At 71.0% G+C, this 23,282-nt stretch carries 23 protein-coding genes; 12 read left to right on the top strand and 11 right to left on the bottom strand.

Annotated elements, in window-relative coordinates; all coding sequences use genetic code 11:
* Positions 1-57 precede the first annotated feature (57 nt).
* The gene (locus tag ACX80K_RS07955; protein ID WP_459271289.1) at positions 58-1,041 is read left to right on the top strand and encodes an acetylxylan esterase; all 984 of its coding nucleotides are present in this window, start codon (positions 58-60) and stop codon (positions 1,039-1,041) included.
* A gap of 72 nt (positions 1,042-1,113) precedes the next feature.
* Here ACX80K_RS07955 and ACX80K_RS07950 read toward each other — a convergent pair whose 3' ends face one another.
* The 5 genes from ACX80K_RS07950 to ACX80K_RS07930 form a co-directional block, all read right to left on the bottom strand.
* Positions 1,114-1,590, bottom strand: a complete 477-nt coding sequence (locus tag ACX80K_RS07950; RefSeq protein ID WP_459271288.1) for a BLUF domain-containing protein — start codon at positions 1,588-1,590, stop codon at positions 1,114-1,116.
* A 126-nt stretch (positions 1,591-1,716) separates the two neighbouring features.
* On the bottom strand, positions 1,717-4,332 hold the full coding sequence (locus tag ACX80K_RS07945; RefSeq protein WP_459271287.1) for a rhamnogalacturonan lyase: 2,616 nt from the start codon (positions 4,330-4,332) through the stop codon (positions 1,717-1,719).
* A gap of 129 nt (positions 4,333-4,461) precedes the next feature.
* Positions 4,462-5,619, bottom strand: coding sequence for a mannitol-1-phosphate 5-dehydrogenase (locus ACX80K_RS07940; protein WP_459271286.1), 1,158 nt, complete (start codon positions 5,617-5,619; stop codon positions 4,462-4,464).
* Positions 5,619-7,607: a PTS mannitol transporter subunit IICBA gene (locus ACX80K_RS07935; protein WP_459271285.1), complete on the bottom strand. Its 1,989-nt coding sequence runs from the start codon at positions 7,605-7,607 to the stop codon at positions 5,619-5,621. The genes ACX80K_RS07940 and ACX80K_RS07935 overlap by 1 nt, the downstream gene beginning before the upstream one ends.
* Positions 7,608-7,668: 61 nt before the next feature.
* Positions 7,669-8,397 carry a TetR/AcrR family transcriptional regulator gene (locus ACX80K_RS07930; protein ID WP_104179241.1) on the bottom strand — a complete coding sequence of 243 codons (729 nt, stop codon included), beginning with the start codon at positions 8,395-8,397 and terminating at the stop codon, positions 7,669-7,671.
* A gap of 115 nt (positions 8,398-8,512) precedes the next feature.
* Here ACX80K_RS07930 and ptsP point away from each other — a divergent pair, with 115 nt between their 5' ends.
* Positions 8,513-10,198, top strand: a complete 1,686-nt coding sequence (ptsP, locus tag ACX80K_RS07925) for a phosphoenolpyruvate--protein phosphotransferase (protein WP_459271284.1) — start codon at positions 8,513-8,515, stop codon at positions 10,196-10,198.
* Between the two features lie 23 nt (positions 10,199-10,221).
* On the opposite strand, the gene ACX80K_RS07920 is transcribed toward ptsP, so the two are convergent.
* A complete protein-coding gene (locus tag ACX80K_RS07920) occupies positions 10,222-11,124 on the bottom strand; it encodes a DUF6807 family protein (RefSeq protein ID WP_459271283.1) in 903 nt (300 codons plus the stop codon).
* Entirely contained in the window at positions 11,121-12,281 is a 1,161-nt protein-coding gene (locus ACX80K_RS07915; protein ID WP_459271282.1) for a Gfo/Idh/MocA family protein, read from the bottom strand. The genes ACX80K_RS07920 and ACX80K_RS07915 overlap by 4 nt, the downstream gene beginning before the upstream one ends.
* 172 nt (positions 12,282-12,453) lie before the next feature.
* On the opposite strand from ACX80K_RS07915, the gene ACX80K_RS07910 reads away from it, so the two are divergent.
* The gene (locus tag ACX80K_RS07910; protein WP_459271281.1) at positions 12,454-13,512 is read left to right on the top strand and encodes a LacI family DNA-binding transcriptional regulator; all 1,059 of its coding nucleotides are present in this window, start codon (positions 12,454-12,456) and stop codon (positions 13,510-13,512) included.
* Positions 13,513-13,614: 102 nt separating this feature from the next.
* On the opposite strand, the gene ACX80K_RS07905 is transcribed toward ACX80K_RS07910, so the two are convergent.
* Positions 13,615-13,839: a hypothetical protein gene (locus ACX80K_RS07905; protein WP_459271280.1), complete on the bottom strand. Its 225-nt coding sequence runs from the start codon at positions 13,837-13,839 to the stop codon at positions 13,615-13,617.
* 317 nt (positions 13,840-14,156) lie between these two features.
* Between ACX80K_RS07905 and ACX80K_RS07900 the strand changes: the two genes are divergently transcribed.
* The 9 genes from ACX80K_RS07900 to ACX80K_RS07860 all read left to right on the top strand — a co-directional run bounded on the left by ACX80K_RS07900 (position 14,157) and on the right by ACX80K_RS07860 (position 20,721).
* Positions 14,157-14,906: a GAF and ANTAR domain-containing protein gene (locus ACX80K_RS07900; protein WP_459271279.1), complete on the top strand. Its 750-nt coding sequence runs from the start codon at positions 14,157-14,159 to the stop codon at positions 14,904-14,906.
* On the top strand, positions 14,906-15,193 hold the full coding sequence (locus ACX80K_RS07895) for a hypothetical protein (RefSeq protein ID WP_459271278.1): 288 nt from the start codon (positions 14,906-14,908) through the stop codon (positions 15,191-15,193). Before ACX80K_RS07900 ends, ACX80K_RS07895 begins: the two co-directional genes overlap by 1 nt.
* A 52-nt stretch (positions 15,194-15,245) precedes the next feature.
* Positions 15,246-15,542: a hypothetical protein gene (locus ACX80K_RS07890; RefSeq protein ID WP_459271277.1), complete on the top strand. Its 297-nt coding sequence runs from the start codon at positions 15,246-15,248 to the stop codon at positions 15,540-15,542.
* A 192-nt stretch (positions 15,543-15,734) separates the two neighbouring features.
* Positions 15,735-16,058 carry a hypothetical protein gene (locus ACX80K_RS07885; protein ID WP_459271276.1) on the top strand — a complete coding sequence of 108 codons (324 nt, stop codon included), beginning with the start codon at positions 15,735-15,737 and terminating at the stop codon, positions 16,056-16,058.
* Between the two features lie 96 nt (positions 16,059-16,154).
* The gene (locus ACX80K_RS07880; protein WP_459271275.1) at positions 16,155-17,342 is read left to right on the top strand and encodes a Gfo/Idh/MocA family protein; all 1,188 of its coding nucleotides are present in this window, start codon (positions 16,155-16,157) and stop codon (positions 17,340-17,342) included.
* Positions 17,339-18,493 (top strand): dihydrodipicolinate synthase family protein, encoded by a 1,155-nt coding sequence (locus ACX80K_RS07875; RefSeq protein WP_459271274.1) that lies wholly within the window; start codon positions 17,339-17,341, stop codon positions 18,491-18,493. The genes ACX80K_RS07880 and ACX80K_RS07875 overlap by 4 nt, the downstream gene beginning before the upstream one ends.
* Complete coding sequence (locus ACX80K_RS07870; protein WP_459271273.1) at positions 18,490-19,380, top strand: sugar phosphate isomerase/epimerase family protein; 891 nt, start codon at positions 18,490-18,492, stop codon at positions 19,378-19,380. The genes ACX80K_RS07875 and ACX80K_RS07870 overlap by 4 nt, the downstream gene beginning before the upstream one ends.
* A 9-nt stretch (positions 19,381-19,389) precedes the next feature.
* A complete protein-coding gene (locus ACX80K_RS07865; RefSeq protein ID WP_104179255.1) occupies positions 19,390-19,779 on the top strand; it encodes a nuclear transport factor 2 family protein in 390 nt (129 codons plus the stop codon).
* Between the two features lie 120 nt (positions 19,780-19,899).
* Positions 19,900-20,721 (top strand): SRPBCC family protein, encoded by an 822-nt coding sequence (locus tag ACX80K_RS07860; RefSeq protein ID WP_459271272.1) that lies wholly within the window; start codon positions 19,900-19,902, stop codon positions 20,719-20,721.
* Between the two features lie 316 nt (positions 20,722-21,037).
* Here ACX80K_RS07860 and tsaD read toward each other — a convergent pair whose 3' ends face one another.
* Genes tsaD through tsaB form a run of 3 tightly spaced genes read right to left on the bottom strand, consistent with a single transcriptional unit; the run spans position 21,038 to position 23,279 of the window.
* On the bottom strand, positions 21,038-22,138 hold the full coding sequence (gene tsaD / locus ACX80K_RS07855) for a tRNA (adenosine(37)-N6)-threonylcarbamoyltransferase complex transferase subunit TsaD (protein WP_459271271.1): 1,101 nt from the start codon (positions 22,136-22,138) through the stop codon (positions 21,038-21,040).
* Entirely contained in the window at positions 22,135-22,602 is a 468-nt protein-coding gene (gene rimI, locus ACX80K_RS07850) for a ribosomal protein S18-alanine N-acetyltransferase (protein WP_459271270.1), read from the bottom strand. The genes tsaD and rimI overlap by 4 nt, the downstream gene beginning before the upstream one ends.
* Positions 22,599-23,279, bottom strand: a complete 681-nt coding sequence (gene tsaB, locus ACX80K_RS07845; RefSeq protein WP_459271269.1) for a tRNA (adenosine(37)-N6)-threonylcarbamoyltransferase complex dimerization subunit type 1 TsaB — start codon at positions 23,277-23,279, stop codon at positions 22,599-22,601. Before tsaB ends, rimI begins: the two co-directional genes overlap by 4 nt.
* Positions 23,280-23,282 lie beyond the last annotated feature (3 nt).

Here is a 23,282-nt window from a genome sequence, read left to right as displayed (position 1 = left end):
CTGCTCCGGCTTCTCCGCGCTTCATCCTCCCCTGTTCCGCCTGAAAGGATTTCATCCATGCCCCACTTCGACCTCCCCCTGCCCGACCTGCGCGACTACCTCCCGGAACGCGACGAACCCGCCGACTACGACGCCTTCTGGGACCGCACCCTGGCGGAACAGCGGAAGCACGCCGCTGCTCCCCTGTTCCGGGAGGTCGATGCGGGCTACTCCCAGCTGATCACCGAGGACGTCACCTTCTCCGGGTACGACGGACAGCCGATCAGGGGCTGGCTGCTCAGGCCGAGGCATCTCACCGGCCCCCTGCCCACCGTCGTCACCTTCATCGGCTACGGCGGCGGGCGCGGCCTGCCCGGCGAGTGGACGGCCCTGCCGAGTGCCGGCTTCGCCTCCTTCGTCATGGACCTCCGCGGGCAGGGCTCGGGCCACCGCCCGGGCGATACCGGCGACGGCACCCTCGCCGGACCGCACCACGGCGGCTTCCTGACGCTCGGCATCGGGAACCCGGAGACCTACTACTACCGCCGGCTCTTCGTCGACGCCGTGCATGCCGTCGAGGCCGCCCAGGCGCATCCCGCCGTCGACGCCTCGCGGGTGGTCGTCTCGGGCGGCAGCCAGGGCGGAGGCATCACCCTCGCCGCGGCGGCCCTCAGCGGGCGGGTCAACGACACACCGCCGGTCGGCGCCATCGTCGACGTGCCGTTCCTAGCGCACATCCGCCACGCGACCGAGATCGTCGACACCGCGCCCTACTCCGAGATCGTCAGGTATCTCGGCACGCGGCGGAACGACGTCGACACCGTCTTCAGGACGCTCAGCTACTTCGACGGCGTCAACTTCGCGGCGCGCAGCACCATGCCGGCGATGTTCTCGGTGGGACTGCTCGACGACGTCTGCCCGCCGTCGTGCGTGTTCGCGGCACACAACCACTACGCGGGCCCGAAACGCATGAAGGTGTACCCCTACAACGGTCACGAGCAGGGCGGGGCGTTCCAGGACGTCGAGCACCTGGCCTTCATCCGGGAGCTCGTCGGGACGTGAGTCCGACGGCGGGGCGACGGATCCGTGAGACCCGGCGCCCCGTCCTCGCCGTGGGCGACCCCGGACCGGAACTCACTGCGACCGGAGAGCCCGGTCCTGGAACCAGCCGATCAGCTCCCGCAGCGCGGCCAGGGAGCGCTGAGGGTCACCGTCGCGCCGGCCCTCGTGCCCGTCGTGCCCGCTCTCGATGTCCGCGAAGGTGGTGCGGTATCCCGGGATGTCCTCGGTGCGCGTGCCGGCTGCGGGCTCGAAGGCCATCGTCCACTCGGGGAACTGCCGGGCATCGATGGTCTCCTGGAGGAGGATCCGGACGTCCAGGTGGCGGGGATCGGCGGCGATGACGGACATCCGCTCACGCAGCACGTCGGCCGGGCCCTCGAGGACCTGGAGAAAGCGCCCGCTGCGGTGCAGCAGCATCCCCGTGAGTCGGGTGCGGGCGTTGTTGGCCCTGCTGGTGGCCAGCAGGGCGGCCAGCTCCTCGTCCGGGAACGGGTGGGCTGCGCTGCTCGAGTAGACGATCGACAGCAGGTCGTTGGGGAGGTTGCTCACGTCCTCCAATCTAGCGAACACGCAGGACGTGGGCCGACCGGGCCCCTCCCGGCAGGGTCCGGCAGGGTCACGTGCCCGTCCGCACGCGGCCCTGCCGGACGATTCGCGGGCTTCCCGCGACGCCGGCTACCGCAGCATCGAGAGGATTCCCGTCGCCTGGTGGGCCAGCGCGGTCCGGGCACCTTCGGTCAGCGAGCCGGGCTTCTGCCCGAGCCGTTCGAGGAACTTGCCCAGGGCCCTGGCCGCGTTGCCGGCCTGGTCCCGTTCGACGGCACGCTGTGCCTGGTCGAGGGAGGCCCGCAGCTGCTGGACCGCCGGCCCGGACACCTCACCGGAGACGGCCAGGTCCTCGAACTGCCGCTGGAGGGCCGGCAGCGCGCCCGGGAGGAACGCATCGGGTACCGGCACGTCCGTGAAGTCGGTGTCGGAGGCCAGGTAGAAGCCCGTGTAGGCCGGCTGGTTGTAGGCCGTGTTCTGGCGGGCGGTCTCCGCGCGGTACTGCGGATCGTGCATCAGCGTGTAGAGCTTCCGGTCGGTCACCTCGGTGCTCGTGAAGATCCGGATGGCCGAGCTGTCCGCGGTGCGGACCAGCAGTTCCTCCCGCCAGTCGCCGAGGACGTCGGCGACGAGCGACGGGTTGCCCTTGGTGCCGTTGTTCGTCCGGGTACCGGTCGCCGTCAGCAGTCGTCCGCGCTTCGCGTCGTCGATGCTCGGGGTCTGGTTGCCGGAGCCGTTCACCAGCTGGGTGGTGCCGTCCGCCGCCCACCGGATGCTCATGTTGGTGCCGTACCCGCTGCCCGGCAGCAGGGTGCCGGACGCCGAGCGCAGGCCCACGGCCCAGTTCTCGATACCCCGGACGCCCGGATCGACGTCGCCGATCATGCCGCGGCCCGTGTCCTTGCCCGTGTAGCCGCCGAAGAGCACCTCGCCGTCGGCGGCGTCCCTCATGGCCCACCCGTACGGAGCCCCCGTGGCGCCCTCGTGGACGGAGAAGATCTCCTGGCCGGGGCGGTCCGGGTCGATGTCCGTCACGTGGATGGCGTCGCCGTGGCCGAGCTTCGCCTGGGTCCCCGGCGCCGAGCTACCGGCGGGGAGCGTGTCGAAGGAGCTGTAGAGGAGGGAGCCGTCGTCGTCGATCGTGGCGCTGCCGTAGACGATCTCCTGGCGGCCGTCGCCGTCCACGTCCGCGGCACTCAGCGAGTGGAAGCCCTGCCCGGACAGCGTGCCGAACTCGTCGCTGCTGCCCGTGCCGCCGTGCGGGCCGTCGTCGAACGGGTTCGACATCGGCACATGGCCCGAGTCGACCGCCCAGTCCTGCGTCAGCCGTTCACCGTCCCAGCTGTAGGCGACGATTTTGGCGCGCGTGTAGTACCCGCGGGCGAACACCGCCGAGGGGTTCTCGCCGTCGAGGTAGGCGACGCCGGCCAGGAACCTGTCCACCCTGTTGCCCGGCTCGATGCGCGCCATCGCGTAGTCGCCCCAGAGCAGCCCGTCGTCACCGCGTCCCGGCTCGTACGGGACCGTCTCGAGCTCGGCTCCCGTGGCTCCCTCGAACACCGTCAGGTACTCGGGGCCGTCCAGGATGAAGCCCTCGAAGGCGCGGAGGTTGTTCCGTGCACTGCGTGACGGCGCGTAGACGTCCACGAAGTGGTCGGTCAGTGCGCGCGCGTCGGCGTCGGAGAGCGGGTACTCGTAGCGCTCCTCGATGCCGAAGGCCTCCTCGAGGGTCGCCGGCCAGTTGCCGGCCGCGACCTCGGGGTGGTCCTGCCAGCCCTTGAACATCCCGACGACGTGCTCGTAGTAGCCGGCCGCGCTGAGCCGGTAGTCGTCACCGTTGGTGACACCGGCGGCGACGTCGGCCGCCGGCAGTGTCACGTAGCTCTCGTCGACGACCTCGCCGCCCGGGCCGTAGGTGGTGGTCTTCGTGCCCGGCGCGGTCTTGAGCATCATCTCCGACCGGCCGTCACCGTCGAAGTCCGACACCATGAACTGGGTGTAGTGGGCGCCGGAGCGGATGTTGACGCCGAGGTCCACCCTGCTCAACAGCCGGCCGCCGGCCGTGTAGGTGTCGATGTAGGTGGCGCCCGTGTACCCGACCTGCGAGACGTCCTTCGAGTTCGACGGTTCCCACTTCACGAAGTACTCGTACGATCCGTCGCCGTCCACGTCGCCGACGCTCAGGTCGCTCGCCGCGTACGTGTAGGCCTCGCCCGCCGGGGTCAGGCCGTCGGCGGGCTTCGTGAGCGGCAGGTCCGTGGACGCCTGCGCCCAGGGTGCGACCTCGCCGCTCAGCTCCACCTCCACCCCGTCGACGACGGCGCCCACGCTGTACCGCGCGCCCGCAGCGGCGGCACCCGTGACGGCCGTATCGAGGAAGTTGGTGCTGTCGGTGACGGTGGCGATGGCCTCGCCGTCGCGGTAGACGGTGAAGTCCGTCCCCGTGAGCCCGTCGGCCGTTGCTCCCGTCACCTCGGTGGCCTTCAGCCGCCAGCTGAGGAAGACGCCCTGCGGGGTCACCGCGCCCACGAGTCCGCGGTCGAGGTACTCGAGCTGCACTCCCCCGATGGGCGCCCCGTTCCCCTGACCCTGGCCCTGACCCTGGCCCTGCCCCTGCCCCTGCCCCTGCCCCTGATTCTGATGCTGACCCGCGACGGCAGGGACCGAAAGGCCGCCGAACGTGAGGAGCGTACCGGTGGCGAGCGCCACACATGCCGAGACCGCTGTTCTCTGGACCGAACTCATCATTGAATCCCTTGTTTGGAAAACGCTTTCCTTAACAACCTAGGATTTCGCGCGCCCTGCGTCAAGGGGGAACGAGGAAGGGAGCAGCCGGAGCTGCTCCCTTCGTGTGTCCGTGTCCGTCGCCCGGACCTATGCCCGGTGATGTCCCGGGGCGTGCTGCCCTATGAGCTCCCGCACCGGCTCGAACAGCGGGTGGCCGGGCTCGAGGCCCGTGATCGACGTCGTGGCCTCCCCCGGCTCCTGGGCGGCCAGGAGCTCGGCCAGTGCTGCGACCTCGGGATCGTCGGGCGCCGAGAAGGCCAGGGCTGCACGCATCGCCTCGAGCAGGGCGGCGGGATGGACTCCCGCTTCGGCCAGTTCCGCGGCCGGACCGACGAACCGCTCGTGGCGGCTCAGCTTGCGGAGCGGCGCCCTGCCCACGCGAACCACCGTGTCCGGCAGGTGCCGGCTGGTGAAGCGCCGCAGGATCTTCTGCACGTAGGCCTCCTGCTCCGCGTCCTCGAACCCGTGCTTGGCGACCAGCAGTTGCTTCGTCTCCTCGAGCACGGCACGGACCCTGGCGGCGATGCCGTCGTCGGCCATGGCGTCGGCGATCTTCCCGACACCGGCGGCATACCCGAAGTAGGCCGCCGAGGCGTGGCCGGTGTTCACCGTGAAGAGCTTCCGCTCGATGTAGGGCGCGAGGTCGTCCACGTAGGTCGCCCCCGGGATCTTGGGCGCATCGCCCTTGAAGGGGGTACGGTCGATGACCCATTCGAAGAAGGTCTCCACGGTGACATCAAGTCCCTGGCCGGCGGCCTGGTCGGGGACGATGCGGTCGACGGCCGTATTGGCGAAGACCGCCCTGGACGCGAGGTCCAGGGCCGACCCCTCGTACTTCTGCTCGACCTCCCGGCGCAGGATGTCGGTCGCGTTGATCGCGTTCTCGCACGCCATGACCTGCAGCGGGTGCAGGTCGGCGTCACGCCGGGCGATGGCCCGGGCGATCACGGGTGCGAGGAACTTGAGGACGTTCGGTCCGACGGCGGTGGTGACGATGTCCGCCGTGGCGATCTCCGCGACGACCTCGTCCTCCTGCGACCTCGAGTTGAGGGCGCGGTAGTTGTCGACCGTCTTCACGGCCGGCTCCTCGCCGACCTCGTGGACGTCGTAGCTGGGCGTCGAGACCAGCTGGTCGATCAGGGCGTCCGCGACGTCGGCGAAGACCACCTCGTACCCGGCCTCGTGGAGCAGGAGCCCCACGAAGCCGCGTCCGATGTTGCCGGCACCGAAATGTACTGCCTTCACTAGGCGTTGACCTTCCCGAAGAGGGCGAGGACCTCGTCCACGGTGGTCGCCTCGTCGAGCCTGGCGACCTGCTCCTTGTCCGAGAACACGCGGGCGATCGCGGAGAGGATGGACAGGTGCTCGTTGTTGACGCCTGCGACGCCGACCACGAACTTCACCTGCTTGCCGTTCCAGTCGATGCCCTCGGGGTACCGGATGATCGACACGGCGGAGCGCCGGATCAGGTCCTTGGCCGCGTTGGTGCCGTGCGGGATGGCGAGGAAGTTGCCCATGTAGGTGGGGACCGACCTCTCCCGCTCGTGCATCGCCGCGACATAGGTCTCGTCCACCGCGCCGCGCATCACCAGCAGGCGGCCCGCCTCGTCGATGGCGTCCTGCTGCGTGGTGGCGCTGCCGTTGAGGATCACGCTCTCCTCGGCGAGGACGTCGCCCGTCGTCCCTCCGGAGTCGGCCTCGCTCCTGGAGCCCGTGTCGGCCGCCACGGCGGCGGGCGTCGGATCGTGCGGGTCGAGGCCTCCCTCCGCTGCCGCGCTGGCGCGCACCAGTTCCACGATCTCCTCGTAGCGGGGGCTGTTCATGAAGTTGTCGACCGAGACGTGCGTCGCACGCTGCGTCAGGGGCTCGGCGCGGGCGGCGAGGTCCTGGTGCGTGACGACGACGTCGTAGTCGTTCTTCAGGTCGGCGATGGCGAGGTTGACGACCTTGACGTCCGGGAAACCGGCCGCCTTGATCTTGTTCCGGAGCACCGAGGCGCCCATCGCGGAGGATCCCATGCCGGCGTCGCACGCGAACACGATGTTGCGGATGGGGCCGTTGGTCGACGAGGTGGACCGGAAGGTCCCGGCCACCGAGCTCTTCTTGCCCTTCAGGCTCTCCATGCGGGACGCGGCACCGGCGAGGTCGCCGTCGTCCTGGTTCTTGCCCGTCTTGAGGATCACGGACGCGACGAGGAAGGACACGGCCGTGGCGAGCACGACGGCGAGCACGACGCCGAAGTAGCTGTCACGGGCCGTCTGGGCGAGCACGGCGATGATGGAGCCCGGGGCCGCCGGGGCCACGAGGCCCGCGTTGGTGATGCTGAGCGTTGCGATGCCCGTCATGCCGCCGGCGATCGCGGCCAGGATCAGCAGCGGGCGCATGAGCACGTAGGGGAAGTAGATCTCGTGGATGCCACCGACGAAGTGGATGATGGCGGCACCGGATGCCGAGGCCTTGGCCGCGCCTCGCCCGAAGAACATGTACGCGAGCAGGATGCCGAGGCCCGGGCCGGGGTTGGCCTCGAGCAGGAACAGGATGGACTTGCCCTGCTCCAGCGACTGCTGGATGCCGAGGGGTGTCAGCACGCCGTGGTTGATGGCGTTGTTGAGGAAGAGCACCTTGGCGGGCTCGATGAAGATGCTGGTCAGCGGGAGCAGCCCGTTGTTGACCAGGAACTGGACCACATTGCCGGCAGCCGTGCTGAAGGCCTGCACGAGCGGCGCGACGCCGTAGAAGCCGAGCATCGCGAGCAGCGCGCCCCAGATACCGGCGGAGAAGTTATTGACGAGCATCTCGAAGCCGGGACGGATCTTGCCGTCCCAGAGCGCGTCGATCTTCTTCATGGTCCAGCCGCCGAGCGGACCCATGATCATGGCGCCGATGAACATCGGGATGCCGGCTCCGACGATGACGCCCATCGTCGCGATCGAGCCGACGACGCCGCCGCGGACGTCGTAGACCATCCGGCCGCCGGTGTAGGCGATCAGGAGGGGCAGCAGGTACGTGATCATGGGGCCCACGAGCCCGGTGTTCGCGACGCCGTCGGTCTCGCCGAATCCACCGAGCTGCGGTACGGGCAGCCAGCCCTTCTCGATGAAGAGGGCGGTGATGAGGCCCCAGGCGATGAAGGCGCCGATGTTCGGCATGATCATCCCGGACAGGAACGTCCCGAATTTCTGCACGCGGACCCGGGCGCTGGTGCCCGGCCTCGCTTCTGTTTGAGTTGCCACATTCTTTCCTTACCGTCGTTCCGCAACTTTGCGGGGAGGGATGAGTCCAGGTCGGGAAGCGTCAGCTTCCCGACCTGCTGGAGATGCGCTGGAGCCATTCGAGGAACAGCTTCAGCTCGGAACCGGAGAGCTGGTCGGGGTGCGAGGACTGCAGCGCAGCGTTGAGCGCTATCGCGGCCACGACCACCGAGGGTGTCCCCTCGGTGTCCGTGGTGGGATCGGCCTCGGAATCCGTGGCCACGGCCGAGATGACCGCTTCCCGCGTCATCGCGGAGAGTTCGAGGTTGCGCTTCGCCGCCGGTTCCGCGATCAGCATGAGCGTGACGCCGATGTTGGCGGCGAGGATGCTGCGCGCAGCTTCGTGCGGTGTCACCACGAGGCGGGCCGCAGCAGCTGCCCGGGCCAGGACTTCCTCGAGGAAGGCCTCCGCGCTGGCCACCATCGATGGCCGGCGCTCGGGCCGGATGTTGCCGAACATGACCAGGTAGAGGTGGGGATGGTCGAGGCCGAACTGCACGTGGTTGTCCCAGTGCATCCGGAGGTCCTCGACCGGCTGGCCCGACGTCGGGAGATTCCTCTCGGCGTCGAGGTACTCGGAGAAACCCTCTGCGACGACGGCGTCGAAGAGACCCTCCTTGTCCCCGAAGTGGTGGTAGAGGGTGGGGGCGGTGACGTGCGCAGCCTGCGTGATCTGCCGCGTCGAGACGGCCTCTCCGTTGGACTCCGCGAGCAGTGCCGCGGCGGCCCGGAGAAGCCTCGTCTTAGGCGTGGGTTCGCCTACTTTCTTCATGCCTGCTACCGTAGCACCTATAGCGGTGTTATATGAATTGGGTCACACGATTCTCCTGCCGGAGGCGGCACAATGGAGACGGAGACGATTACCGGCAAGGAAGCGAGGACGTTCAATGGTGAATTTCGCAGGAGTCGGAGTCAGCCCCGGGCGCGTGATCGGCCCCGTACGCCACATGCCGAAGTCGGTCGGCGAACCGCCCGCCGGCGAGCGCCACGAGACCCCCGATGCGCCCGAACAGGCGGTCGCCGCGCTCAGGACCGCGTCGAAGGCGGTCCAGGAGGAGCTCAAGCGGCGTGCCGAGATCGCCAAGGGGGACGCCAAGGGCGTCCTGCAGGCGACCTCGCTCATGGCCGCCGACCCCATGCTGCTGAAGTCCGCGACGAAACTGATCAACAACGGCATCTCCCCCGCCCGCGCGGTCTGGGAGGCAGGGGCGTCGGTCGCCGAGATGCTGCACAACCTCGGCGGCTACATGGCCGAACGGACCGCGGACGTGCTCGACGTCCGGTCGCGGATCGTCGCCGAACTGCGCGGACTCCCCGCCCCCGGCATCCCGGCGTCCGACACCCCCTTCATCCTGGTCGCCGAGGACCTCGCGCCGGCCGACACCGCGACCCTGGACCCGGCGGTGGTCCTCGCCCTCGTCACCTCCGGCGGCGGTCCGCAGTCGCACACGGCGATCATCGCCCGCTCCCTGGGACTGCCCGCCGTCGTCGCCGCCACCGGCGTGGAGGAGATCGGCACCGGCACACCCGTCTATGTCGACGGCGCCGCGGGGACCGTCACGCTCGAGCCCGGGGACGAGGAGGAGGCTGCCGCCGAGGCCTACCGGGCCGCCGCGGCCGCGCTCACCCTGTTCGACGGCGTCGGCGTCACCTCGGACGGGCACGAGGTCCCCCTCCTCGCCAATGTCGGCGGAGCCAAGGACGCCGTCAAGGCCGCAGCGGCGGGGGCCCAGGGCGTGGGCCTGCTCCGCACGGAATTCTGCTTCCTGGGACGCGACACGGAGCCGACGGCCGAGGAGCAGATCGAGGCCTACAAGGGCGTCTTCGACGCCTTCGCCGGCAAGAAGGTGGTGGTGCGCACGCTCGACGCGGGTGCCGACAAGCCGCTGCCCTTCCTCACCGACACGAGTGAGCCCAACCCGGCCCTCGGCGTCCGCGGCTACCGCACCGACCTGACGTCACCGGGCGTCCTCGAGCGCCAGCTCAGGGCCATCGCGGATGCCGCCTCGCAGGCCACGGCCGACGTGTGGGTCATGGCCCCGATGATCTCGACCGCCGAGGAGGCCTCGGACTTCGCGAAGCTGTGCAGCAACGCGGGCCTGCAGACGCCCGGCGTCATGGTGGAGGTCCCGTCGGCGGCGCTGATGGCGGAGGCGATCCTCGGTGAGGTGGCCTTCGCGAGCCTCGGCACCAACGACCTCACGCAGTACACCATGGCCGCCGACCGCCAGCTCGGCTCCCTCGCGGCACTCAACAACTCCTGGCAGCCGGCCGTCCTCCGGATGGTCGGGCTGACCGTCGAGGGGTCCGCGGCGGAGGGCCATGCGAAGCCCGTGGGCGTCTGCGGCGAGGCGGCCGCTGATCCGGCGCTCGCCGTCGTCCTCGTGGGCCTCGGCGTCTCGACCCTGTCGATGACGCCCCGGGCGCTCGCCGGCGTCGGCGCGGTCCTCAACAGCGTGACCCTCGCCGAGGCGCAGCGCATCGCGTCGATCGCCGTCGCCGCGCCGACCGCCGGGGAGGCCAAGGCGCGCGCACGGGCGGAACTGCCCGCGCTCGAGGCGCTCGGACTGTAGGGGCTCGCGGCGCCCGCCGCCGCTCAGGCGGGAGCGCGCCCTGCACGGGCCGCGGCCGCCGCGAAGCCGTCCTCGTGCACCGGCGTGTCCGCGACCAGCAGCGTCCATGCCCAGTGCAGGGTGCCGCCCGCCTCGAGGTGCAGTTCCCGGTGGAAGAAGGGGGCCGCGCACAGCATGGGTGTGTCGGAGCTCCGGACGAACCAGGAGCGCTCTCCGGGATTGCCCTCCGCCGGGACCATGAGCACCGACGCGCTGTCCGACCTCATGCCGAGCCAGGAGTAGGTGCTGCCCATGGCGTCCGCCCCGCCGACGACGCCTCCCGCCGGCGGACCGGCTCCGGCGGAGGGGGCGATGATGTCCGCGCCCTCGAAGGAGGGGGCGAGGCGGAGGAAGAACCCGCCATAGCCGGCGTCGGGGCGTCCCGCCGTCGTCGGGCTGCCGAAGGCGAGCGGACCGGGGCTGGTGTCGACCCACGTGCTGCGGACGGTGGTCGCGAGCCACGGCACACCCCGTACCTGAAGGGTGTCGGCGTGCCAGCTCCTCTCCTCGGTGAGGAGGACGGCACCGTCGGCGCCCCGCCAGTCGAGGTGCTGGAGCACACCACCCTGCCGGCGCTCCGCGGCACGTACCTGCTGGGAGCCGTTGTTCGGCAGCTGCACGTAGCCGTGGCCCTCGCGGTAGGTCGGGCCGCCCCAGAGGTTGACCGGGTACTCCTGGCCCGCGACGTCGATGTTCGAGACCGTGATGCCGAGCCCCCAGTGCCAGGGATGGTCGGCGGGGCGGTAGTCGCTCACGCACCTGCCGCGCGGCGTCGAGACCGGGTGCAGGAAGGGCCGCGGCGCGTGCTCCTCGGGCTCCCCGCCGCCGTCGTGCAGGATGCCTGCCGCACGTCCGTCCGGGGTGAGGACAGCGAGCGGCCCGCTCACGCCGCGGGTCCTGCGGGACGGCCTGCGGGGCGGCCCTCGATGATCGGCCCGGTCAGCGGTCCCCGCAGGGCGGGATCGGTGAGGTCGGTCCTGGAGATCCACCGGCCGTCCCGGGCCGAGGCGTACATCCCGGTGACGATCTCGAGAGCGCGGGCCGGATGGTCGACGACGTCGGGCATCCCGCGCCCTGCGACGAGCGAGGAGTAGACCTCGGCGAACAGGGCGTCGTGCCCGCTCGGGACCTCCTGCTCGGGCAGGGCCCATGCGCGCGCGGTCTCCACGTCGACGTGGTCGGCCGGGGTGATCCGCCAGTGCGCATGCCCGTGCCCGTACAGGTGCTCGAGTTCGATCGTGGCGTTCTCCGTGTCGATCCGGAGGAGGCTCGACTGCCGCGGGGCGAGCACCGTGGAGACCACCGACGCGACGGCGCCGGACTCGAAGACGAGGGACGCGTGGGAGAGGTCCTCCGTCTCGACGTCGTGCTGCAGGCGCCACATGGTCGCCTGCACCGTGCGCCATTCGCCGAGCAGGTACGCGAGCAGATCGATCTGGTGGCTCCCGTGGCTGAGCGTGGTGCCGCCGCCCTCCGTGGCCCAGGTGCCCCGCCACGGGACGGCGAAGTAGTCCGCGGTCCGGTACCAGGAGGTCTGGCAGAGCGCCGACAGGGGCCGTCCGAGCGTGCCGGCATCGAGCAGCCGCTTCACCTGGGCGGCGGCCGAACCGGAACGCTGCTGGAACACGACGGCCAGGCCCCGCCCGGCCGCGCGGCCGGCGTCGACCATGAGGTCGAGCTGGGCCAGGCTGAGGGCTGCGGGCTTCTCGACGACGACGTGCACTCCGTGCGCGAAGGCGGCGACCGTCTGCTCGGCATGGCCGCCCGGCGGGGTGCAGATGTGGAGGACGTCGATGTCCTCGGCCGCGAGCAGGTCCGCCAGCGACCGGTGGCGGCCGGGCAGGCCGTAGGCCTCGGCGAAGGCGGCAAGGTGCTGCACGGAAGGGTCAGCCGCCGCGACCAGCTCGACACCCGGGAGGTCCCGCAGTGCCGCGGCATGGAGGTGCGCGACGCTCCCGGTACCGAGGATCGCGGCCCGCAGCGGCGCCCGCGGTGCGGCACCGGGCCCGGTGGTCGGAGCAGGCGGGGGCGCTGGCAGTGGCACGGTTCCTCTTCTTTCCCGATCGGGAGGCGGTGCGGGAAACAGTAGCAGAGAAAGCGCTTACCGATGCCGGGCGGCGGGGGTCGGCCGTCCCTAGTGACGTGCGACAATGGCCCTTTCCACGGAATTCACAGGGCGCGGCCGGGTGGCTGCTGCCCGCGTCATCAGGAGAGCGATGTCGGCACCGGCCAGCAGGAGCCCCGCGACGCTGCACGACGTGGCACGGGAGGCGGGGGTCTCGCTCGCCACGGCGTCGAGGTCGCTCAACGGGAGCGCCCGCAAGGTCAACGAGGCCTACCGCGAGCGGGTGGTCGAGGCGGCCCAGCGGCTGGGCTACACGACGAATCTGTTCGCACAGGCGGTGGCGAAGGGAAGCACCACGACCGTCGCGCTCCTCGTCGCCGACATCGCGGACCCCTACTTCTCGAGCATCGCCGCGGGCGTGATCGACGCGGCGAGCGAGGAGGGACTCGTGGTGACCATCGCGGTGACCGGGCGCAACGCACAGCGGGAGCTCGAGACCGTGAGGGCGCTGCGCGGACAGCGCCCGCGCGTGATGATCCTCGCCGGCTCACGGACCACCGGATCGACCTTCGAGGAGCAGCTGCGCGGGGAGCTGTCGGCCTTCGAGGACACGGGCGGCAAGGCCGCGTTCATCAGCCAGGACGCGCCGCCCTTCGCGTCCGTCCTCCTCGACAACCGCGGGGGTGCCCGCGACCTGGCGGTGGCCATGGCCGGGCTCGGCTACCGGGAGGTGGCGGTGATCGCCGGACCACCCGAGATCAGGACCGCCGAGGAACGGCTCGACGGCTTCGCCGCCGGCCTCGCGGAACACGGCATCCCGCTGCCGCCCGAACGCATCATCCACACGGACTTCACGCGGGACGGGGGCTACCGCGGCACCCAGGAGCTCCTGGCGTCGAAGGCCCCCGTGGACCTGATCTTCGCCGTCAACGACGTCATGGCCGTGGGTGTCGTCTCCGCCCTGCGGGACGCGGGGATCGTCCCCGGCTCCGGGATCGGCGTCGCCGGCTACGACGACATCCCGACCGTCCGTGACATCACGCCCGCGCTGACCACGGTGCGGATCCCCCTCGAGGACGTCGGGCGGCGTGCCCTGCAGCTCGCCACCGGACACACCCCGGGGGGCGCCGATCCGAGGGCCGACGGGTCGCGGAAGCCGATCCCCATGGAGACGGTCGTCCGGGAGAGCACGCCGCGGCGCCAGGTGTAGGGCGCCGGCTGTCCTCCACCTGACCGGACCAGAACGGCCGGATCACCGGATCACCGGATCACCGGATCACCGGACCAGAACGGCCGGATCAGAAGGGCCGGATCAGAAGGGCAGGACGGGATCCGCCGGGGAGTCCTGCGCCGCGAGCTTCACGACGTCGTCCAGCGGCAGCTCGGCGACCTCGGCGACGACATGGATGTCGGCCCCGTGGCTGAGTGCCTCGGAGACGGCCTCCTGCAGGACGAGTTCGGCGCGGTCGAGTTCGAACTCGACGTCCTCCTTGTCCGCGGCGGCTACACGGATCTTCTGCAGGTCTTCGTTCGTCATGGCGCTGGGGTACCTCTTCTGGATCAACGGCGGAACGCTCCCCCGTCCGCTCGCCGGACCGGGGGTCCGCCGGTCCGAGGATGGCGTCGTCGTGATCATCGTAACCAGACCGACGGCCGGGCGGGCGGAATTCTACGCGACACACGGGTGTCACCGGGGTGAACGGCCCGTCCCCGCAATCGCCCTGCTCCGGCCGTGCCGGATCCGCCGCCGCACCACTAGAATGGAGCCAGCGGATCGTGGGTACAGCGCGGTCGTGGTCTAGCAGGAGGCCCGCGAAGCCAGGGTCATGCCTGGCCCGAGGTTCGAGGCTACTGATGGACCTATTCCCCCCTTCCGGTGAACTCGGTGCGACGCTGGGCCGCATCCGGGGACTGACCCTCACCCAGGAGACCGCGCAGAACGCCGTGGACCTGCTGGCGCGCGTCACCCGGGAGACGACCCCCAACGCGTTCGGCGCCGGTGTCTCGCTCATCCACGAGGCCCAGCGGGTCAGCGTGGGAGCGACGGACGATCTCGTCCGGTTCGCGGACGACCTGCAGTACGAGCTGGGCGAAGGGCCCTGCCTGGCGGCATGGTCCTCCCGCGGTCCGGTGGGCGTCGACGACACGACCACCGATCATCGGTTCCCGCAGTGGAGCGCCGCGGCGGCGGACGCAGGAGTGCGGTCGTGCTTCAGCGTCCCCCTCCTGCGCGGCCGTGACTCGATCGGCGCCATGAAGATCTACTCGATGGCCCCGGCGGCGTTCGGCGAGCCGGACCGTGCCCGCCTCGCCAGCCTCGCCACCGCCGCCTCCGCGCTCCTCGGTCACGTCCAGACGTCGGAGACGACGACCCGGCTCAGCACCGAGCTCCGGGAGTCGTTGCGGTCGCGCGACCTGGTCGGCATCGCGAAGGGCATCCTGATGCAGCGCGAAGGCCTGACCGAGGCCGAGGCGCTCATGGCCCTGACGCTCCGCGCCCGCACCACCGGCGTCTCGTTCCGCCGCCTGACCGCGGACATCGCGGCCGGGACAGCCGACGGGACGGCCTTCGGCGCGGATCCCGGGACATCGGAGCTGCTGTGATGGAGTTCCCCTACGCGGAGGAGCAGCGGGCGTTGACCCACGCCGCGGTCGTGGACTCCGGGTTCTCGATGGGCGAGGTGTGGTTGCACTACTTCTCGCTGAGCGGCGGGGTCGACGAGTACGAGGTCGAGGCGTATCTCGAGGGGCTGATGCCCCTGCCCCCCATCGAGTGCGACGTCCTCGCCCTCGCGGTCAACGAACTGATCGACGGCCTTCCGCCGAGGAAGCGGGCGCCGTTCAGCGACGAGCTGGAACGCGCCCATGCCGGGGCCGACGGCGTGGTGTAGCGGCATCCGCGGGCCCGGGCTGGTTGTCGGACCCGCCGCCTACCCTCGGGGCATGGCAGAACGACCGGGATGGCATGGCATCCCACCCAGCGCGGACAGGTACGTCCCACCCCTCCAGCTCGACGCCCCCGGGGGTGCTGTCACCGAGCCGTCGAGGTCGCCTGCACTGTGGGTCGACCTCGACTACCCCGACGGTTCCCGGCGCACCGCGAAGGGCTTCGCCATGGCCTGGACGGGGACCATGGTCCTGGCGCAGTGGATCGAGTACTCGCGGGCACGGGAGGCGTGGGTGGACGCGGCGCAGTGCCGACGCCGCACGCTGGAACCACGGACGACGCACGCCGCCTGACCGCCGCCTGACCGCCGCGGGAAGGACGCACGGGGCGGCACACGGTGCCCGCCGCCGGTGGGCCGGGGGCGGACGAGGGCCCCACGACGGAACCACCCGGCCCACCCGGCGCCACGTGCTCGACCCGGGCGCCCGGTGTACCCGTCGTCGTGGGCGGCCCTCGTAGAGTGAGGGCATGGACCAGCCGTCGTCGTGCGCCACGCCGCGGACGCACGCGTGAACCGGACGCCGGGCTGGCACGGGACGCCTCCGGCGACCCCCGGGTTCATCCCGCCCCTGCAGCTCGAGGTTCCGACCGGCGGGATCACCGAGTCCGTGTCCCCCGCTCCGGCGCTGTGGGTGGACCTCGAGTACCCGGACGGCTCCCGGCAGACGGTGCGCGGCTTCGCGATGGCGTGGACCGGTTCCGCGGTGCTGGCGCAGTGGGTCGAGTTCTCGATCGCCCGCGAGGCCTGGGTACGCCCCGACCAGTGCACGCGGCGCGAGCTCCCCCGCCGTCCGGACGCCGGCGGCTGACCGGTCACCGGCTTATTGCCCCTCCCTCCTTCTTCCCCTACACTCGCGGTAAGCGTTTTCCAAACGGGACGATACGGCCGGGACCAAGGAGCTTCAATGTCGACGAGGACAATCGGGATCATCATGAACGGCGTCTCGGGACGCATGGGATACCGGCAGCATCTGGTGCGCTCCATCCTCGCGATCCGCGACCAGGGTGGGGTCCTCCTCTCCGACGGGACGCGGGTCCAGGTGGAACCGATCCTGGTCGGCCGCAACGAGGCCAAACTCGCCGAGCTCGCCGCCAAGCACGGGATCGAGCACTACTCCACGGACCTCGACAGCGTCCTGGCGGACCCCACCTGGGAGATCTACGCGGACTTCCTCGTCACCAAGGCGCGCTCTGCCGCCATCCGCAAGGCCATCGCTGCGGGGAAGGCCATCTACACGGAAAAGCCCACCGCCGAGACGGCGGCCGATGCGCTCGAGCTCGCGAACCTCGCCGAGGCCGCCGGCATCAAGAACGGCGTGGTGCACGACAAGCTGTACCTCCCGGGCATGCAGAAGCTCAAGCGCCTCGTGGACTCAGGGTTCTTCGGCCGCATCCTCTCCGTGCGCGGGGAGTTCGGCTACTGGGTCTTCGAGGGCGGCTGGCAGGACGCGCAGCGGCCGAGCTGGAACTACCGCTCGGAGGACGGCGGCGGGATCGTCGTCGACATGTTCCCGCACTGGAGCTACGTGCTCGAGAACCTCTTCGGCAAGGTCGAATCCGTGTACGCGCGGGCCGTGACCCACATCGACGAGCGGGTCGACGAGCAGGGCCGCCCCTACCGTGCGACGGCCGACGACGCCGCGTACGCCGTCTTCGAGCTCGAGGGCGGCATCATCGCCCAGCTCAACTCCAGCTGGACGGTCCGCGTGGACCGCGAGGAGCTGGTGCAGTTCCAGGTGGACGGCACGCACGGCTCGGCCGTCGTCGGACTGTTCGGCTGCAAGATCCAACCGCGCAACGCGACCCCGAAGCCCGTCTGGAACCCGGACCTCGAGGACGGCCACGACTACGACGCCGACTGGATCGACGTCCCCACCAACGAGGTGTTCGAGAACGGCTTCAAGACGCAGTGGGAGGACTTCCTGCGCCACGTGCTCGAGGACGCGCCGCACCCGTACGACTTCCTCGCCGGCGCACGCGGCATGTACCTCGCGGAGCAGGGCCTCGAGAGCTCCCGCTCCGGGCGCCGTCTCGAGCTGGAGGACGTGCGCACCACGGCACTCCCCCGCGAGGAAGCGGCCACGCTGGCATGATCACGCTCGTCGATCCGGCGGGGGCCACGTCCGCCGTCGAACTGAACCCCGCGCCGTCGTTCGCCAGGCCGACGGGTGCGCTGCGCAGCCGCACCGTCTATGCCGCGGCGCACGTCGTCCCCCGGACCACGGCCGACAACGTGCCCGGTGCGCCGGCCGACCTCGACTGGGATGCGACGCTCGCCTTCCGCCACCACCTGTGGTCCTGGGGGCTGGGTGTCGCGGACGCGATGGACACCGCACAGCGGAACATGGGCCTCGACACCGCGGCGACGCGCGAACTGGTCACCCGGAGCGCGGCGGAGGCGCGGAGCGTGAACGGCTCGCTGGTCGTCGGAGTCAACACCGACCACGTCGACGAGCCCGTCATCTCCCTGCAGGCCGTGATCGACGCCTACAAGGAGCAGCTGCACTTCACGGAGGACGCGGGCGCGTCCGTCGTCCTCATGGCGAGCCGCCACCTCGCCCGTGCCGCGCGGACGACGGAGGACTACCTCCGGGTCTACTCGGAGGTCCTGGCAGCCGCCGGAGCACCCGTGATCCTGCACTGGCTCGGCAGCGCCTTCGACCCCGAGCTCGGCACCTATTTCGGCTCGGCGGACACGGAGGCGGCGTCGACCACGCTGCTCAAGATCATCGCTGATGCCCCGGAGAAGGTGGCGGGCGTCAAGATGAGCCTGCTCGACGCGGACTCGGAGCGGTCGGTACGCGCCCGGCTCAACGAGCCCGCCCGCATGTTCACGGGCGACGACTTCAACTACGTCTCCCTCGTCCGGGGGGATTCCGCGGGGTACTCCGATGCCCTGCTCGGGGCCTTCGCGGCCCTCGGTCCGCACGCCTCGGCGGCGGTCCAGGCGCTGGACGCGGACGACGGCGACACCTACGAGCGGATCCTCGGTCCGACCGAGGCGCTCTCGCGCCAGATCTTCGCGGCCCCGACGTTCTACTACAAGACGGGGGTGGCCTTCCTCAGCTGGCTCAACGGCCACCAGGCCGGCTTCTCCATGGTCGGCGGACTGCACGCCGCCCGCAGCCTGCCGCACCTGTCGGAGATCGTCCGCCTGGCGAACGGATGCGGGGCCCTCGAGCGGCCCGAGCTCGCCCGCGACAGGTGGCACGCACTGCTGAGGACCGCCGGGGTCCAGGCATGACGGCGCCGAACGGCCGCCTGTCCATCAACCAGGCGACCATCAAGTACGCACCGCTCGGGGAGGCGCTGGCCGCCACGGCGAACGCCGGCATCGCCGGTATCGGCCTGTGGCGCGACTCCGTGCAAGCCGCCTCCCTCACCGGAGCCGCAGGCCTCCTCGCCGACTCAGGGCTCCGCTTCTCGAGCCTGTGCCGCGGTGGATTCTTCACCGTCCCGGAAGGGCCGGCACGCAGGGCGGCGATGGACGACAACCGGAAGGCCATCGAGGAGACGGCCACACTCGCGGCCGCGGGTGCACCCGGGTCGGCGGCCGTCCTCGTGATGGTGGCCGGCGGCATCCCCCAGGGCTCGAAGGACCTCGCCGGCGCCCGCTCCCTGGTGCAGGATGCCCTCGCCGAGCTCGCGCCGGAGGCGCAGGCGGCAGGGGTGACCCTGGCCCTCGAGCCGCTGCACCCCATGTACGCGTCGGACCGCGCCGTCATCTCGACCCTGAAGCAGGCACTCGACCTGGCGTCACCCTTCTCCCCCGCCGCGGTCGGCGTCGTGATCGACACCTTCCACGTGTGGTGGGATCCGGACCTGCCGGCGCAGATCGCCCGCGCGGGCACGGAAGGACGTATCGCCGGCTACCAGGTCTGCGACTGGGCCACGCCCCTCGCCGCGGACGTCCTGCTCTCGCGCCACTACCCCGGGGACGGCGTCATCGACTTCCGGTCCATCACGGCCGCCGTCGAGGCCGCCGGCTACACGGGCGACGTCGAGGTGGAGATCTTCAACCAGGAGGTCTGGGACACCGCGACGGACACCGCGCTCGCGCGGACGGTCGAGGGGTTCCAGGCGAACGTGGCCGTGCACCTGCGGCGCGTGGGCGCCGACATCGCTCGGTAGCATCTGCGTATGGAATCTACTGAGGTCGTCCGGCAGTACTGGTCGTCGGTGTGGAGCAGGGACTGGAAGGCGGTGGGGCGTACGCTCGCCGCCGACGTGGAGGTCTTCTGGCCCGTCACGCGGGAGATCATCCGCGGGAGGGACAACGTGGTCGCGGTCAACTCCGAGCACCCGAACGGGTGGAGCATCGACGTCCTGAACGTGTACGACGCCGGGGAGGTGGTCGTGTCCGAGGTGCAGGTCCCGCAGGAGGACGTCGGCATCTTCCGCGTCGTGTCCATCTGGACGGTGGCCGACGGCGTCATCACCTCGGGCCGCGAGTACTGGACCCTGTACGGGGGCGAGGAGGGACGCGACTGGCGGCGCAGGTATGCCAGCGTCGGCGACCTGCCCTCCTGAGCGGGAGGACGGATATTGTCCGGCGCGCATCCGGCACTGGTCAGAGCCCTCGCGGCACCATAAGCTAAGCAAGCTGATGAAGTGATCAGTGTCCGTATCCCCAACCCTCAGGGAGGCATGATGAGCACGAAGGTCGAAGAAACCGTCGAAGTGAATCTTCCAGTGACGACCGTGTACAACCAGTGGACGCAGTTCGAGGAGTTCCCGCACTTCATGGGCGGGATCAAGCAGATCACGCAGCTCAGCGACGACCGCCTCGAGTGGGTCGCCGAGATCGGCGGCATCCGCCGCCAGTGGGAGGCGAAGGTCCTCGAGCAGGTGCCCGACCGCAAGGTCTCCTGGGCGGCCACCGAGGGTGCGACCAACGCCGGTTCGGTGACGTTCGAGGATCTCGGCGGGATCACCCGCGTCAACCTCGTCCTCGAGTACGAGCCGGAAGGCCTCGTCGAGAAGATCGGCGACAAGCTGAACGTCGTCGAGAACCAGGCGAAGGCGGACCTCCACCGGTTCAAGGAGTTCATCGAGTCCGAGAGCTACGCCACGGGCGCGTGGCGCGGATCGGTGGCCGGTGTCGGCACGGGTACGCCCACCGTCGAGGACGCAGCGGAGTCGCGTGGTGACGGCGGCAAGGCCGGCGTGTCCGGCAAGGTCGCGGCCGGAGTGGGTGTCGCGGCAGCTGCCGCCGTGGTCGGCGTGGCCGCGGCGGCCGGCAAGAAGAAGGACGACGAGGAGGTCGAGACGGACGTGGAGACGGTGACCGTCGTCGACGCCGCACCCGTGGTCCCCGAGACCACCCCGATCGTCGACGAGGTGGACGTCGTCGACGTCGACCCCGTACCCGCCGTGGACGGCGTTCCCGGGACGGGCATCCCGACCGGGAGCCAGGGCCTGGGGAACGACCCCCTGGACGGCGACACGACGAACCGCCGGGGCACGCTCTAGGCCCCAGCGCATCGGTGGACCGGATTCCCTGGGGAGTCCGGTCCACTGTCGTCGGCGCGCATGTCCTCCGGCGGAGTCCGGCGTCCCGCGCCGCGTCCCCGGCCGGGCCTTGACACCTCCCCGGCCTCCGGTGGTCGAATGGCTGCAGGACTTGGCGACGGTCAAGCAGCCGGCAGCCGTCGAGCTCCCGGGAGGGCAACCAGGCACTCTTCCGCCTGGCTGCCCTTTCCGTCTCCCCTCCGCACCAGCCCGGCCCGGCCCGCTGCCCTGGCGTGGCCCGCGCTGCGGCCCGTTGCGAGCGCGGGGACCTGAGGTCCTAGGTGGAGCCCTGCCGGGCGTCCGCGAGGACGATCCGCGTGACGGGCAACGACGGGTCCGTGCCGAAAGCGGTCCCGCTCGGGCTCCCGCCGTCCATCACGATCCGGGCTCCGAGCGCCGCGACCATGGCCCCGTTGTCGGTGCACAGCGACGGAGCCGGAACCGTGAGGGTGATGCCGGCGGCGGCACACCGCTCCGCGGCCAGGTCCCGGAGCCGCCGGTTCGCCGCCACGCCGCCCCCGAGCAGGAGGTTCGTGATGCCGTGTTCCCTGCAGGCGAGCACGGCCTTGGACGTGATGATGTCCACCACGGCCTCCTGGAAGGATGCCGCGATGTCCGCCACCGGGACGTCGATCCCCGCGGCCTCGTACTGCTCGACGCTGCGGGCCACGGCGGTCTTGAGTCCGCTGAAGGACCAGTCGTAGCGGTGCGGCCCCGGCCGCTCCGCCGTCCCCATGTACTTGGGCTGCGAGAGCCCGCGGGGGAAACGGATCGCCGTCGGATCGCCCTCCCTCGCCAGCCGGTCGATCGCCGGGCCGCCCGGGTAGCCGAGGCCGAGGATGCGCGCCGTCTTGTCGTACGCCTCGCCGGCGGCGTCGTCGATCGTGGAGCCCAGGAGCTCGACGTCGCTCGCGATGTTCCCGACGCGCAGGATCTCCGTGTGTCCACCCGATACCAGGAGCGCGCCGAGGTCGGGCGGCAGGCCGTCGGCGAAGGTGTCCCCGAGCATCCCGACGCCGACGTGCGCGACGAGGTGGTTGATCGCGTACAGGGGCTTCCCGGTGGCGACGGCGAGCGCCTTGGCGGCCGACACCCCGACCATGAGCGCGCCCGACAGGCCGGGACCCGCCGTCACGGCGATGGCGTCGAGCTCGTCGAGTGTCACGCCCGCGTCGTCGAGTGCCGTCCTGAGGGTCGGGACGAAGGCCTCGAGGTGCGCGCGTGACGCGATCTCGGGGATGACGCCGCCGAACCGCACGTGCTCGTCCATCGACGAGGACACGGTGTTGGTCAGCAGCCGCGTGCCGCGGACGATGCCCACGCCGGTCTCGTCGCAGGAGGACTCGATGCCGAGCACCAGGGGTTCCTCGCGGGTCATGGCGTTCCTCCTCCGTCCGCGGCCAGGACGAGCCGCATGACCCAGGCGTCCACGCCGTCGCGGTAGTACCTCTTCCTGGTGTGGATCTTCGTGAAGCCGAAGCGGGAGTACAGTTCCTGCGCGCGCGGGTTGTCGGCGCGCACCTCCAGCATCACGGTCTCGGCGCCGCGGCGTCGGGCCTCGTCGAGCAGCTCGGTGAGCAGTGCGCGTCCGATGCCCCGGCCCTCGAAGCGCGGCAGCACGCCGATGGTCTGGATGTCGGCCGTCGTGTCGATGACCATGACTCCCGCGTAGCCCACGGCCTCGCCGTCGACCTCGGCGACGATGTAGCGGCGCGTGTCCGGCTGGGAGAACTCCGCGTAGAACATCTCGAGCGGCCAGGCGTCGGTGGGGAACAGCTCGTCCTCCAGCCGCCCGATCGTCTCGATGTCCTCGAAGGTGAGGCCGCGCAGGGTGAAGCTCACGCCGACGCCCGCTTCCGCGGTCCGGGCACCCTGGCGTCCGACTCGCGCAGGTAGAGCGGCGCGGTGTCCCGCAGCGGCTTCCCGGCGAGGAGGCGGCACCGGGCCACGCGGGCGAGCGGGACGGCATCGGGATCCGACGTCGCGAAGGCCGGCAGGCCGTTCAGGTCGTCCGGGTAGAGGCTCGCGGCACGACCGGCGAGGGGCATGCCCTTCGGCAGGGTGGCCGCGGCTCCGACGTGCGGGCCGTCGAGGAGCTCCGGCAGCCGGCTCCCGTCCGCGGGTGCGCGGTACTCGGCCCAGTACACCTCACCGCGGCGTGCATCCGTGCCCACGAGGAATCCGCTCCCGGCGGGGACGGCGTCGCCCGCGACGGCGTCGAAGGCCAGCGCGTCGAGGCTCAGGACACCGAGGAGGGGGATGTCCCAGACGAAGCCGAGCGTCCGCGCGGTGACGAGTCCGGCCCGCAGGCCCGTGAAGGGCCCGGGGCCGACGCCTGCGACGATGCCGTCGAGCTCGGCGCCTGCCACCCCTGCGTCGGCGAGGACCCGCTGCACCGCGGGGGCGAGGACCTCGGCGTGGGACCGCGTGTCGGCACTGCCGAACCGGCCGACGACGTCGTCGTCCTGCAGGAGCGCGACGGTCGCGGCGGCGGAGGTGTCGAGGGCGAGGAGAAGCACCCG

The organism is Arthrobacter sorbitolis (genome assembly GCF_054510995.1).
The sequence above is the reverse complement of the archived record's forward strand: the minus strand, read 5'-3'. Positions and strand labels throughout refer to the sequence as shown.